Genomic DNA, 13,807 nt, shown 5'->3' on the forward strand with positions numbered 1-13,807 from the left:
TTAAGATCTAATTTCCTAATGGTAATGCATCTACCTGTGCCTGCGGATAAGGCAAATATTCATCGGCAGCAGTGAAAGTTCTGCCGTCATAGCTCAATTCACTGTAGTTATCGACTCGAATCATATCATAAAAACGGATACCCCATTCCATGGCCAGTTCGGCAAATTTTTCATCAAGTACATCCTGCGTGGTCACTCCAGATAGCGGAGGCATATTGGCACGCTCCCTTACCAGGTTGACGGCCTGATCTGCGGTAAGTCCCGTACCACTTGCGCCGTTAGTCAATGCTTCAGCGTACATGAGAAGAATCTCTGCGTATCTTATTACGATGAAATTTTTTCCCGCACCGTAATTATTTCGGCCATCTGTAAGTTGTATGGATGGCAAGTAGTGCTTTCCACTTGAAAAGAGGGCACGAGGAAAATCCTCGATTACATCCCCTGAAGGTGTTTCATTACTAACGAATGCCGGAAGATCTGTATATCCTTCATTTCTCAGCTCCTCAATCCCTCTGTCTGTAAAAAGAACACTGGTTTGAAGACGTACAGTTTCATCCCTGTCAAGCATAAAACCAATAAATTTCTTGCTGGGTTCGTAAAAACCCCATCCTCCTGATGCATTTGCCCTGGCGGGAGACCAGTTTTGAGGTCCAAAAGGAGCATAAGTATGATAGAAAGCTTCTCCCGTCTCGGTGCCATAGTCAGAATATTGGATCTCAAACAGGCTTTCATTACTTAATTCTCCAGGCTTTTTGAACAACTGGTAAAAATCGGGGTAAAGAGAAAATTTCCCGGAATTGATGATCGCCCCGGCAGCATCTGCAACTCCCTGAGGTTCCCCAAGTTCCTGGTGTGCGAGAGCTTTTAATGCATATGCAGTATACATGGTTACACCACCTGGTAGATCTGTTCGCTCATTGGGTCTTTGATCTGGAAGATTTGGGATCGCCTCATTCATTTCTGTGATAATGAACTGCAAGACCTCTTCTTTGGTAGAAACTCCCTGCGCCAGTTCTTCTTCTGGTTGATTGGAGGTAATGATAAACACATCACTCCAGGTTCTGGCTAAATTGAGATAAAACCATGCACGCAATACTTTTATTTCAGCAATGTACTGTTCTCCACGGGCCAGGTCGGCTCCAGTGGCGTATTCCATAAAATTTTCGACCTGAAGAATAGCAGTGTTTAAATTAATGATATCATTGTAGTGTACATTCCAGAGAGAGTTATACATCCAGTAATCCTTATCATAATTATAACGGTCTGTGTCGGCTAAAGGTTGTTGATCACCAAGACCTCCGGCGTTAACGTCATCTCCACGCACCCCAAGCAAAATAGGCTCTTCCCATCCTCGGGTTCCTACTTCATAGTAGGCTCCAATTAATGGTTCGATCATTCCTCTTGCATCAGTATAATCAATATCTGCTGTACTTAGCTGGCCTTCCTGCACATCCAGTTTGTCTGTACATGAACTTATAACCAGCGCAGAGACCAGTAGAGAAAGCCGAATTAATATATTTCTTGAATTTTTCATTGTTTCTGCCTATTAAAATTTAACATTGATTCCTACAGTATAGATAGAAGGTACCGGATAGGTCTGCCGGTCTACACCGTTTTCTACTTCAGGAGTAAACCCGTTGTAGTCAAAGAATGAAAATGGTCTTTCTGCCGTAAAGTAAAGTCGTGTTAATGGCAATTCTTCATTTTCTATTGTATATCCAAGCTGGATGTTCTGGATTCTGAAGAAATCTCCGTCTTCAACCCAGAAGTTGCTCAATCTTTGGTTCCAGGCTTTCCGCATCCCTGCAGAGGAAGGATAAATATTACTTGTTCCTTCTCCATGCCACCTGTTGATCGCCAAATCTGCATCCATATTAGTGTCCTGCGTGAAAATGATCTCTCCTCTTCTACGGTTTAGGATCTTATTGCCTGCCTGCCCATAAAAATTCATGGAGAAATCAAAAGCTTTATAATTCATGGAAATGTTTCCTCCGTAGGTTACATCCGGCAGGAATGATCCTAAAACCACCCTATCTTCGTCATTGATCACACCGTCGCCATTTTGATCTCTGTAAATTAGATCCCCCGGCACAAGGTTATTTGCTACTGCGACAGGGTCTGCATCGATCTGTGCCTGATTTTGATACACTCCTACTCTTTCGTAACCGTAAAAGGCGAAAAGTGGTCCACCCTCTATGGTTCTTTGTCTGAATTCTGCTGAACCGGCGTCTAAATAACCCCTTTCGTCTTCTATTTCAACTGCTTCATTATCAAGAGTGGTTAGGTTTGCACCAACAGAAAACTGGAAGTCTTCGCCAATATTACCCACATAATTAGCACTGAATTCAAAACCCTGGTTTCTAATGACCCCCGAATTACGGTCTATACTGCGGTTCACGATTGGGATGTACACGGGCAGAATAGCGTTCTCTGTATCTCTGGTGTAATAATCCGCAGTAATATCAAGACGGTTATCGAGGAGTTCGAGATCGATCCCGAAGTTCAATTCTTCAATTACCTCCCATGTGTTATTGGAGAATACACTGGTAGAAGTTATCCCGGTGTACTGATTTTCTCCAAAAGGCAAGGTAACGACCTCTATTGTATTTGTACCTGCACTGGCAGCTACATTGTCATTTCCTAGTTTACCCCATGCAGCTCTGAATTTTAAGAAATCGATTACTCCCACATTTTCCATAAATGCTTCCTCTGTAAGTACCCATCCTAATCCTACCGATGGGAAATAACCCCATGGATCAAGTGTGAATTTTGAAGAACCATCTGCTCTAAATGTTCCATAGACTAAATAACGATCCAGATAATTATAGGAAACTCTTCCGAAATAAGAAATCCCATAGTACCTTCTCCCAATTTCATTGACGTTGTTATTAAAAGATTCCGGATTGGCAAAATTTAAATACCGGCTTGATTCGAGGCCAATTCCTTTAATGTCTTGTCCGGTAGCCTCAAACTCATTGGTTGCTTCATCTCTGTATGAAGTACCTACCATTGCGGTAAAATTGTGATCACCTATTTGATCTTTATAGGTAAGAATATTATCCCAGTATTGATTTGAAAAGGTGTTGTTTTCTCGTCTTATAGAAGAGATTACTTCATAGTTATTTCCCAGGGTATAGGGTAGGTTTACGTATCTTTCTTCAAAAGTAATGAGGTTATGGCTATAGGTCGTTTTTAGATCTAACTTATCCTCAATGATTTCGTACTGGAAATCCATGGTAGCCAATAATTTTCTTGTCTTGATCCTGTTCTCATTAAATTCCATAAGGGGAAGTGGATTCTGAGTGCTCCTGTAACCAAGAAGCTGTGCGTTTGCGAACCTTATTGGTGAGGCCTCAGTATTTTGAGGATCCATAGTGGGAAGAATTGGCACAGCGAAGTAAGCATTGAACCAGGCAGCATTTTCAGGTGCATACTTGGTAGCATTACTAAACACAAGATTAACCCCGGTCTTGAACCTGTCAGAAATATCCACGTCCATTTTAGATCGAATATTGAAACGCTCGTATTCATTCTTCATATCCAGGATACCTTCTTGTGAAAAATAGTTCGTTCCCAGGGAATAAGTTACATTATCTCCTCCTCCTGAAACTCCTACACTGTGACTCTGGATTATACCATCTCTAAGGATCTCGTCATACCAGTCGGTATTGACATCAGGGATATTCGGATTGATTCGACTACGGCCGAACCTTTGCATGGCATTTAAAACGAACTGGGCATCGGCCTCAGATCCAGACTCGAAAGCCATCGTCGTGAATTGTTCGGCATTTGCCATTTTTACGATATCCTGGGCACGTTGAATGCCTGTATAACCATCATACTCGAATTGTGGTTTTTGATTAAGGCTTCCCGATTTGGTCTCTATGATTATAACACCATTGGCCGCTCTTACACCGTATATCGCTGCAGAGGATGCATCTTTAAGGATGTTGATTGATTTGATGTCTTTTGTACTTAAAAAATCAATGTTATCGTACAGGGCTCCATCTACAACATACAAGACATTAGTACCACTTGTGTAGGTTCCAAGTCCCCTAACTCTCACGTTGGGAGAGTCTCCGGGAGAACCAACTGAAGTGATCTGAACCCCGGCAACTTTTCCTTGCAAAGACTGCATGACATTGGAGGTAGGGGTTTTCTCTATTTCTTCAGACTGAACAGTAACGATAGAACCTGTAAGGTCAGCCTTTCTTTGGGTTCCATAACCCACCACTACCACTTCGTCCAGAGTTGCCGCATCTTCCTGTAAAGTAATTGAGTATTCATTGGCCTCCAGAACAGGTAATTCTTGTGGTTGGAACCCCAGGAAAGTTATTCTGAAAGTATCGCCTACTTCCACACCTTCAAGAGTGAAATTCCCGTCAAAATCGGTGATGTCAAAAATGTCTTTGTCAATCACCTTTACTTCTGCACCAGGCAGAGGCATTCCCTGTGGATCCAGAACCTGTCCCGTGATGGTCTTGTTCACCTGGGCAAGGAGCGGATTTATGATCAGAAATGCGAAAATAAAAAGTAAACTATTTTTCATGCGATCAGTATTTTTTGAATTGCCTTCCGAAAATACAGCCACAATTAGGTATCCGAAAACGATTTAGTACACAACTACTACTTCAGAAGACGACTCAGAGTTAAGTGGCTTAAAAATAAGCATTTACGTGTTAAATGATGTAACACAAAATGTTAAACTAAGCCAATGTTGTAGTAATGATGTAGTCGATTTTCCTAATAAAACACCGGGAAAATTCAGAAATTAAAAATTCTTAATGAAGTAGTTCGAAAGGTTTTCCTCACTGTCCAGTTTCAATTTTTTTCGCAACCTGTAACGATGCACTTCCACCCCTCTTACAGATTTTCCCATTAAGGGAGCGATCTCCTTGGATGTGAGGTTCATTTTGAGATATGAACACAGCTTGATGTCTTTACCTGTGAGATTGGGAAATCTTTCTAAAAGGTCTTTGGAAAAATCTTCATGAACCTCTTTGAAATTCGTTTCGAACACCTGCCATTCATCCTTGCTTTTAATGGCTTTGTTGATCTTGGTCATGATATGCTTAAGCCTGTACTGATTGGAAAATTTATCCTTGTCTTTGTTTAGTTCCCCCTGAATGTCCATTAGCACTTCATTCTTCTTCGCAGCCATCATGGTGGTGTTGGCGAGTTCCTTCCGCTTAAGCATTATCTCATCCTCAAGCCGCTTTCTTTCCAGGCGTTCTATTCTTTCCTGATGTTCTTTTTCAAGTTTTTGCTCAAGGAATTCACGGTGTTTTTGGAGTTTTCGCTTGTTCATAAGGTAAATAATCCCTGTTATTCCCAGCAGCAGGATGATGTAAACGAACTTCATTGGCAAAGATAGATACCAGGGAGCTTCCACGACAAAATCCAGAGTGGTTACGGCCGATGATATTCCCTGGGGACTTAATGCAAAAAGACGCAACTGATATCCGCCCTGAGATAGATTTTGAAAAATTATGCTTCCATTATTTATTGTTCCCTCCAGGTTTTCATCTCCCTTAAGCTGATAATGCAATTGACCGTTCGCTCCCGGCAGTCCTGCAAGAATGGTTAATTTTCTGCCATTTTCAAAAGGTATGGTGGGTACAGTGCTGAGGTCGTAACGCTCCTCTTTTCCTATTAAACCCTTGACGATGGGTGCAGCTATCTGCTCATTTTTACGGAAGGATATCATTTCCTGCAGATCGATCTGTGCAAAACCATCTTTTAAAGTAAGATAATAGAGGGAATCGGCTGCTTTTACGATCTTTTCATTGTCAATTACAGTTCTATGGTCTAATTCTTCAAATCCAATTTTGAGCCTGGTATTTCTGAAATTCGTGAACAGCAGTGAATTGTCGTTCTTATTTGAGAACCAGTAACCATTTTCGTCCTCCAAAAGCAGCTCATGATTTTCAAATTCTTCCAGTTCAGGGAAACGCTCCAGTCTATCTTTGAATTTGTTGTAGCGGTACCATTTTTGGTTCTTTAGAATGGCTATCTGCTTATTTATGCTAAAGATCTTTGGCCGGTGGCCAACTTCCTCTTCTGCGCCAATTCTTGTCACAAAAGTGGCTTCAGAATATTCCTGATTCAAGCCAATTCTGTAAATACCCTCATTGGCGTGCTCAGCCCATAAAGTATGGGGATCCTCAAAAAGCAGTTTTTTCACAGGAAACCGTACCCTTTCAAGATTTACCAGGCTATCTTCTGAAGGTTCATATATACTGATGCCGGTGTAATTCCCGATCAAGTACTTATTCTTAATGGCAGATTTCAGGATCTGAAAACTTCCGGTACGACTGTCAATAGGTACCATCTGTCCATCCTTGATCCTGAAGGTTCCGGAATTATGATTGCTGTACAACTGGTTGTCCAGGATTTCAAGGTTCCAGGAATGTCCCTGTGCTCCCTTAACCAGATCTACCGTATGATCCTGAATTTGATATACACCGGTGTTACTGGCAGCATATAGTTTTTGATGGTAGCGTGCCAGATCATAAACAGCACCAAGTTCGCCGGTATGATCTGTATAGAAACGAATGGAGGAGTTAAGATGTAGTTCATCAATACCATCATCGAGCGCCAGCCACAGCTTTCCGTTCACAGAGGTCATTCCCAATACCGTATTGTTCTGCAGGCCGTTCTCCCGGTTGTATGTAGAAGTTTTTCCGGTCTCCATTTCATGATGCAGTACCCCATTTCTTACTGTTGCCAGTAATAGCTGTTTATCGCCCACTTTCAAAATGTGGTTGAACTCGTGTTCAGCAAGTTGAATGTTGAGTTCTGTATGTGGGTAGGTATTACATTTTCCGTTTTTGTAGATGAAAAGCTGGTCTCTGGTGCCAATGAGGATCTCATTGCCGTCAACCTCCAGGTCCAGGACCCGTTTCCCGTTCAGCATTTCCTGGTTTTCAATCGGCTCCAAGGTACCGTCCTGCTCCAGGTAGAAAAGGCCTTTTTTAGAAACCGCTATCAGCAAGCGGTCCTTATATACCGTCATTTTGTTGACTCCAACGTTCTTGACTACCTCAATTTTTTCGTTCTCATATTTATAGATGGCGCCAAAAGACCTGAAATAAATGGCATTTTTGAAAGCCAGGATCTCCCAGAATTCTTCACTTTCCAGCGGATCTTTAAGAAGGGACATGAGGGAAGTGTAATTCATTTCCCCTTTTTCGTTCCTTTTCCAATACCCGAATTCCTGGTAAGACCCGGTATAGATTCTGCCTTGGTGTGGAAGGACAGACCGAATTACGGCTCCGTTCTTGAGCGGAAAAAGTTCCCACCGTTGTCCGTCGTAGCTTAGCAATCCCTGGTTATTTGCAGCGTAAATGATCCCCTGGTCATCACTGGAAATCGCCCAATTCTGACTTGCTCCTTCATACTCCACAGAGGAATGGTTTTGTATAGGCGGGGTTAATTGCTGATCTGGGGCGGTAAAAAATATAAAAGTCAGAATTACTGACAGATACAGATGCTTCATTCTGTTCCTAAATTACTTTTGAGCAGTTTTTGTTTGGGTAAGTTAGGCCGTAAAAATAGGGAAAATTTCCTAGTTTTACCTGAACATTCATTTTTCAAATTATTGTGACCATGATCGTACGGCAAAAGACCCTAAAAAACCTGCTTTTTGCGCTACCACTTTTAGCAATGAGTTTTTCCTGCAAGACCGAACCGCAAAAAGAAGAAGTTAAGGAGGCAAAACGTCCCAACATCGTCTTCATCATGACCGATGATCATGCTGCCCAGGCAATCAGCGCGTACGGACACCCGGTGAGTCAGCTGGCGCCTACACCTAATATTGACCGAATCGCTCAAAAGGGTGCAAGGTTCATCAATAATTTCTGTACCAATTCGATATGCGGGCCCAGCCGAGCAGTAATCCTTACCGGAAAGCACAGCCATATCAACGGCTTCAGGATGAACGGGGAAGTCTTCGACGGGAGTCAGCCCACTCTTCCGAAGTTTTTAAAAGAAGCCGGTTACCAAACGGCTCTCTTCGGAAAATGGCACCTTCACGGGCAGCCTGAAGGTTTTGATGACTGGCACGTGCTGGTAGATCAGGGGAATTATTACAATCCCGATTTCATGACCGAAACAGATACTTCCAGGATAGAAGGTTACGCTACAGATATAATTACGGAAATGGGATTAGACTGGCTTAAGAAAAATAAGAGTTCAGAAAAGCCATTTTTGCTGATGGTTCAGCACAAGGCGCCGCACAGGAACTGGATGCCGGCACCGCGACATTTGAACCTGTATGATTCTGTTACCTTTCCTTTACCTAAAACCTATTTTTCTGACCATGAGGGACAGGTCGCAGCACAACAGCAGTTGCAGACAATTTACGAGGACATGTATGAAGGTCATGATCTTAAGATGAGTATAGAAAAAGGAAGTGATTCTCTAAGGCATAATCCCTGGAAAACCGATTTTGAAAGGATGACCAAAGCTCAAAGGGATATCTGGAATAAAGCATATCGCCCAAAAAACGACGCTTTTCATGAAGCAAACCTAACAGGAAAAGCGCTTGCCGAGTGGAAAGGACAGCGTTACCTGAGAGATTATTTGGCAACTGTGGCTTCTGTAGATGAAGGAGTGGGGAAGATCCTTGACTACCTGGAAGAGGAGGGACTGGATGAGAACACCATTATAGTGTATACCACAGATCAGGGCTTTTATCTTGGTGAAAAAGGCTTTTTTGACAAGCGTTTCATGTATGAGGAATCGCTGGCTATGCCGCTCCTCGTGCAATACCCAAAAGAGATCGAACCCGGTACAGAGATCAATGCTCTTACTCAGAACCTTGATTTTGCGCCTACCTTCCTGGATTTTGCCGGGGTAGAGATCCCTTCAGAAATGCAGGGGAAATCTTTAAGACCATTGTTCAATAATGCGATTGCTGATGAAGATTTTAGGAATGCGGTCTATTACCATTATTATGATTTTCCCGCCTTCCACATGGTTAAAAGACATTACGGTGTAAGAACTGAACGATATAAGCTGATGCATTTTTACGATGACATTGACGAATGGGAGCTGTACGACCTGCAGGCTGATCCTTTGGAGGAGAATAACCTTTATAATTCCAAAGAATATGCAGAAGTGCAGAAGCAATTGCATCAGACTCTTGACTCTCTTCAGCAGCAATACCGGGTAACCGAAAAAGAATTTGAGCAGAACCCTCCTGAAAAGGTAAGGAAGGCTTACCGGGTCTTCGCAAAACTGGCGGGTGAAGATCCTGAGCACTATCCCGATGGGGACCACCAGGGAGATATGGACCAGTAAACTATTATACAGCTTATTTGTAATCCTTGATAAGGGTATTCCATTCCATTGATTTTAACGTGCCTACCAGGAGGGGATCGATCTTTTTGATGAGTGTCGATCCTTTAGGAAAACTATAGCTGAAATAATCTTTTTTAAGGGTTTTTGGCAGAACCTCCAGCTCATCTTCCAGCTCTTTCTGTTCTATGAGATAGTTAAGGATAGGCTGGTCGTAAACCAGGAGATTTGTTTGCTTATTCAGTAACAGGTCAATGCCTTCCTCAGCATTAAGAACATTTTGCGACTCTACATTATATTGTTCTAGCAGTTCCAGGGAGCTGGAACTTTTCACTGTGGCAACATCAAACCTTCCGAGATCTTCGATCGAGGTGATCTCATCCTGGATGTTCTGCACGGTAAGCGAAGAAGCGATACCTGCAGTGAGACTGGAGATCATGATGATGGCAAGGAACATCCAGATCAGGCCAATGAACCGGCCGCCAAAGGTGCGGGGAGATTTATCTCCATAGCCCACAGTGGTCATGGTAACCGCACTCCACCAGAATCCCTGCAGAATCCCCCGGGGACCCTCTCCAAATTCTTCCTTGTTAACTTTGCGTTCAAAGATCCATACCAAAAATCCGAAAAGGAAGATTACCCCTACAAGAATAAGAATGGCGGAAATAAAGTTCCAGCTGAGCATATTGGAGAGATAGCCCCAGACTTTTGAGCCGCTTCTTCGGGCTATTGCCGTGTGGGAAATGAAGTAAGGCTGCGAGAAATCCATTCGCTTCATTCTTTGATCGGTCACTGTAATAGGGTTTATACTGAAGTCAACATCCCCGTTTTCCACCGCCGTTAAAAGCGAATTGAGGTCCGGATAGACTTTGTATTCGAACTCGCTTTCCAGCTCCCGGTTCACCAGCACCCAGGAGGAAATACTAAGGCCTTTCAACCGGCCGTTCTCCTGCATAACAAATGGCGGGGCTTCGGTCAGGCCGATCATCAGTTTTTCAGAAAAGGTTTGGGTGCTGTCCTGTGCAATTCCAGAGAGATTGAAGAGCAGAAAGCACAAAAGGGGGAAGATAGATCTCATATTTTAACAAATAAATGGTGTTCAAACCTACAAATTTGTATGGAACTGAGTGATGCTAATTCTAAATTCACTTATAACTTATTGAGTAATATGTAGAAAAGGAATTTTTTATTTTATATTTTTGGAGATTAGAGTACAGCAGAAAATAAAGCGATGATCAGTTTTTTCTCCCTATCTTTTCATCCATAGAGGTTGCTTCGGAACTATGAAGAAATTACTTTACATTCTTTTGTTTGCAACATTTAGTTTGGGAGTTTATGCTTTCCCGGTACAAAATCCTCCTGAGCCACAAACAAAATCTCACGATAACGGGGTGCGGGGTCCTTGCGGACAACCGGACCAGGGTCGTGGTGTTCCTCCTCCTGTGGGTTTATGCCTTCCTATTAATGACTACCTCTTTCCTCTCCTGATCGCCGGTATTATATTAGGTGCTTACCAGGTAAGAAAGGTGAGCAGACCTAATTGACGGTCTTGAATGAGTTTAAATATATAAGTCTGTTTTATCGATGAAATACACAAAAAATCGTTAAAATACATTTTTAACTTTTTTGTCTCACAGTTTTGCCATACTTTTCCGACATATGGTGAAGCTGAGAAATTTTGTGTTAGTGACTCTCCTGCTGCTGTTTAGCGTGGAAGGTTACTGTGCTGATCCGCCGGCGCCAACTTCGGCCGCTGTACCACCACCTCCGGGTCTGCCGCTGCCCATAGACGATTACCTGCCGCTGTTGCTCTTGGCCGGTATGATCTACGGGGCTGTGAAGATCCCTAGGTTGAAGAAAAATTAAAGACGGTTGATCTCGGCGAGCCGTTTGATGTATTTTCCTACAACATCGAACTCCAGATTGACTTTGCTTCCTACTTTAAAGTATTTGAAGGTGGTGTGGTCATAAGTATAAGGTATGATGGCTACACTGAATTCGCTCTTTTTTGAATTCACCACCGTCAGGCTCACTCCGTTTATGGTAATAGACCCTTTTTCAATGGTGATATTCTGAAGCGAAGGATCATATTCAAAAGTGAACTGCCAGCTCCCTTCGTTTTTCTGGATTTCAGTGCAAATAGCAGTTTGATCCACATGGCCCTGCACAATGTGGCCATCTAACCGGTCACCCAGTTTCATTCCCCGCTCCAGATTAACCTTGTCACCTTCTTTAAGATCCCCAAGATTGGTCTTTTGCAGCGTCTCCTTTATAGCGGTTACTGTATATGTATTATCTTCGATCTCGACTACGGTTAGGCACACCCCGTTATGAGCCACGCTTTGGTCTATTTTTAGCTCGGGCACCATTGCCGCTTTCACCTTTAGGTTGAGATTATCTCCATTGGGTGTGAGTTCCTTGATTTCTCCCAGTTCTTCTATGATGCCTGTAAACATTTTACTATATATTGGTTACCTTTGCGGAGATAAAATTAAAACAAAAACGGGGAACCCTTATGAAGTCAGCTGAAAATATAAAAGTGGGAATCAGTATTGGAGATCTCAACGGGATTGGGAGCGAGATCGTACTGAAAACTTTTGAGGATAACAGGATGCTCGATTTTTGTACTCCGGTGATCTTTGCCTCAGCCAAAACCATTAGCTTCTTAAAGAAAAAGTACAAGATGGAGATCAGCTTTCAGGGGGTTGATGATGCTTCGCAGGCCATTGACGGAAAGATCAATGTGGTGACGGTATGGAAGGAAAATCCCTCCATCAATTTCGGCGAAGAGGATAAAAAAATAGGTCAGTTTGCCTTCAGGTCTTTAGAGGCGGCCACTAAGGCTCTTAAAGAGAGGAGTATCGATGTATTGGTGACCGCTCCTATAAATAAGCACACCATTCAAAGCGAGGATTTTAAATTTCCGGGGCATACAGATTATCTTGCCCAAGAGCTGAACGGAGAAAGCCTCATGTTCATGGTAACAGATGAGCTTAAGGTGGGACTGCTTACAGATCATGTGGCCGTGAAAGACGTTGCGGCTGCAATCACCCCTCAATTAATAGAGAGCAAGCTCAATATTATTTCCAAGACCCTTCAGCAGGATTTCAGGATTTCCAAGCCAAAGATCGCGGTATTGGGGATCAATCCGCATAGCGGGGACAGCGGGGTAATAGGTAAAGAAGATGAAGAGGTGATGAAACCTACGCTTGAAAAAATGAGGAACAACGGGAAGCTTGTTTTTGGTCCTTATTCGGCAGACAGTTTTTTTGGGAGCGGGAACTACAAGAACTTTGATGCCGTAGTCGCCGCTTATCACGACCAGGGATTAATTCCTTTTAAAACTCTTTCCTTTGGAAAAGGCGTCAACTTTACCGCCGGTCTTGACAAAGTAAGAACCTCTCCAGATCATGGTACCGCTTACGAAATTGCCGGAAAGAACCAGGCAGACCACAATTCTTTCAAAGAAGCTGTCTTTAAGGCAATTGACATCTTTAGGAACAGAAAGGAATATATGGAACTTACCAGCAACGTCCTTAAAAAGCAGGGAAAAAAGATATAAACAAAATTTTGTTTATAAAGAAGTTGCAGTTCATTAATTTTTATATCTTTGCACCCGCCTTATCCTGAGGGGTAAGCACTCGAAACTGATGATGAAATGAGGAAATTAAAGGAGTTTACGATCCCTTTTGTGGGACTAAAACTAGGGAAGCACCGGTTTGAGTACGAGATTGACAACAAGTTCTTTGAACATTTTGAATATGATGAATTTAATAGTGCAGATGTCAAGGTAGACCTTCTTTTGGAGAAGAAGACCACCATGATGGAGCTTACTTTTAAAGCATCGGGAACGGTAAACCTTTATTGTGACCTTACCAATGAACCTTATGACCAGCCAATTGAAAGCGAATTGTTCCTGGTGATCAAGTTCGGGGAAGAGTACAATGATGATAATGAAGACCTTCTTATACTGCCGCATGGCGAATTTGAGGTGAATGTTCAGCAATATATATATGAACTAATTGTGTTATCCGTTCCGTCAAAAAGGGTTCACCCGGGAGTTTTGGACGGAAGTTTGCAGTCTGAAGTACTGGATAAACTGGAAGAATTGAGTCCGGGAGAAAAGGAAACAAAAGAAGAGGAGGAGATAGATCCTCGTTGGAACAAATTGAAAAATTTATTAAACGATAAATAATACGCAGCCATGGCACATCCTAAGAGAAAGATCTCGAAAACGAGAAGAGATAAAAGAAGAACGCATTACAAAGCGTCTGTTCCGCAAATAGCTACAGATCCTACTACAGGAGAAGCTCATTTGTACCACAGAGCTCACTGGCATGAAGGTAAATTATATTACCGCGGTCAGGTATTGATTGATAACACAGAAGAAGTAGAAGCTTAATAAAATAGAGCTTTGAATTTTATACAAAACTCTCACATTGTGAGAGTTTTTTGTTTTAAGTTGATAAAGTGGTAAAAACACCTTAATTTGCACCGCTGTAAAATG

At 42.5% G+C, this 13,807-nt stretch carries 10 protein-coding genes; 5 read left to right on the forward strand and 5 right to left on the reverse strand.

The annotated features are described in order from the left end of the window. Positions 1–7: 7 nt before the first annotated feature. The 3 genes from BLS64_RS02590 to BLS64_RS02600 all read right to left on the reverse strand — a co-directional run bounded on the left by BLS64_RS02590 (position 8) and on the right by BLS64_RS02600 (position 7,405). A complete protein-coding gene (locus tag BLS64_RS02590; protein ID WP_093111418.1) occupies positions 8–1,534 on the reverse strand; it encodes a RagB/SusD family nutrient uptake outer membrane protein in 1,527 nt (508 codons plus the stop codon). Positions 1,535–1,546: 12 nt separating this feature from the next. Beyond that, positions 1,547–4,549: a SusC/RagA family TonB-linked outer membrane protein gene (locus BLS64_RS02595; protein ID WP_093111420.1), complete on the reverse strand. Its 3,003-nt coding sequence runs from the start codon at positions 4,547–4,549 to the stop codon at positions 1,547–1,549. A 222-nt stretch (positions 4,550–4,771) separates the two neighbouring features. Beyond that, positions 4,772–7,405 (reverse strand): helix-turn-helix and ligand-binding sensor domain-containing protein, encoded by a 2,634-nt coding sequence (locus BLS64_RS02600; protein WP_245693359.1) that lies wholly within the window; start codon positions 7,403–7,405, stop codon positions 4,772–4,774. Positions 7,406–7,608: 203 nt separating this feature from the next. Here BLS64_RS02600 and BLS64_RS02605 point away from each other — a divergent pair, with 203 nt between their 5' ends. Beyond that, complete coding sequence (locus tag BLS64_RS02605) at positions 7,609–9,303, forward strand: sulfatase family protein (RefSeq protein WP_093111424.1); 1,695 nt, start codon at positions 7,609–7,611, stop codon at positions 9,301–9,303. A gap of 13 nt (positions 9,304–9,316) precedes the next feature. On the opposite strand, the gene BLS64_RS02610 is transcribed toward BLS64_RS02605, so the two are convergent. Beyond that, complete coding sequence (locus BLS64_RS02610) at positions 9,317–10,378, reverse strand: transporter substrate-binding domain-containing protein (protein ID WP_093111426.1); 1,062 nt, start codon at positions 10,376–10,378, stop codon at positions 9,317–9,319. 581 nt (positions 10,379–10,959) lie between these two features. Here BLS64_RS02610 and BLS64_RS02620 point away from each other — a divergent pair. Beyond that, complete coding sequence (locus BLS64_RS02620) at positions 10,960–11,166, forward strand: hypothetical protein (protein ID WP_093111430.1); 207 nt, start codon at positions 10,960–10,962, stop codon at positions 11,164–11,166. Here BLS64_RS02620 and BLS64_RS02625 read toward each other — a convergent pair. Beyond that, positions 11,163–11,756 (reverse strand): riboflavin synthase, encoded by a 594-nt coding sequence (locus BLS64_RS02625; RefSeq protein ID WP_093111432.1) that lies wholly within the window; start codon positions 11,754–11,756, stop codon positions 11,163–11,165. The two genes, BLS64_RS02620 and BLS64_RS02625, sit on opposite strands and share 4 nt — an antisense overlap. Positions 11,757–11,815: 59 nt before the next feature. Between BLS64_RS02625 and pdxA the strand changes: the two genes are divergently transcribed. The 3 genes from pdxA (at position 11,816) to rpmF (ending at position 13,702) form a co-directional block, all read left to right on the forward strand. After that, the gene (pdxA, locus tag BLS64_RS02630) at positions 11,816–12,862 is read left to right on the forward strand and encodes a 4-hydroxythreonine-4-phosphate dehydrogenase PdxA (RefSeq protein WP_093112275.1); all 1,047 of its coding nucleotides are present in this window, start codon (positions 11,816–11,818) and stop codon (positions 12,860–12,862) included. Between the two features lie 96 nt (positions 12,863–12,958). Continuing rightward, positions 12,959–13,495, forward strand: coding sequence for a YceD family protein (locus BLS64_RS02635; protein WP_093111434.1), 537 nt, complete (start codon positions 12,959–12,961; stop codon positions 13,493–13,495). Between the two features lie 9 nt (positions 13,496–13,504). Next, the gene (gene rpmF, locus BLS64_RS02640; RefSeq protein WP_029033380.1) at positions 13,505–13,702 is read left to right on the forward strand and encodes a 50S ribosomal protein L32; all 198 of its coding nucleotides are present in this window, start codon (positions 13,505–13,507) and stop codon (positions 13,700–13,702) included. Positions 13,703–13,807 lie beyond the last annotated feature (105 nt).

Origin of the sequence: Salinimicrobium catena (assembly GCF_900102915.1) — a bacterium.
Lineage (GTDB): Bacteria > Bacteroidota > Bacteroidia > Flavobacteriales > Flavobacteriaceae > Salinimicrobium > Salinimicrobium catena.

Coding starts and splice junctions, on each gene's coding strand:
- BLS64_RS02590 (WP_093111418.1), bottom strand. CDS start 1,534: ATGAAAAATTCAAGAAATATATTAATTCGGCTTTCTCTACTGGTCTCT.
- BLS64_RS02595 (WP_093111420.1), bottom strand. CDS start 4,549: ATGAAAAATAGTTTACTTTTTATTTTCGCATTTCTGATCATAAATCCG.
- rpmF (WP_029033380.1), top strand. CDS start 13,505: ATGGCACATCCTAAGAGAAAGATCTCGAAAACGAGAAGAGATAAAAGA.
- BLS64_RS02610 (WP_093111426.1), bottom strand. CDS start 10,378: ATGAGATCTATCTTCCCCCTTTTGTGCTTTCTGCTCTTCAATCTCTCT.
- BLS64_RS02620 (WP_093111430.1), top strand. CDS start 10,960: ATGGTGAAGCTGAGAAATTTTGTGTTAGTGACTCTCCTGCTGCTGTTT.
- BLS64_RS02635 (WP_093111434.1), top strand. CDS start 12,959: ATGAGGAAATTAAAGGAGTTTACGATCCCTTTTGTGGGACTAAAACTA.
- BLS64_RS02625 (WP_093111432.1), bottom strand. CDS start 11,756: ATGTTTACAGGCATCATAGAAGAACTGGGAGAAATCAAGGAACTCACA.
- BLS64_RS02605 (WP_093111424.1), top strand. CDS start 7,609: ATGATCGTACGGCAAAAGACCCTAAAAAACCTGCTTTTTGCGCTACCA.
- pdxA (WP_093112275.1), top strand. CDS start 11,816: ATGAAGTCAGCTGAAAATATAAAAGTGGGAATCAGTATTGGAGATCTC.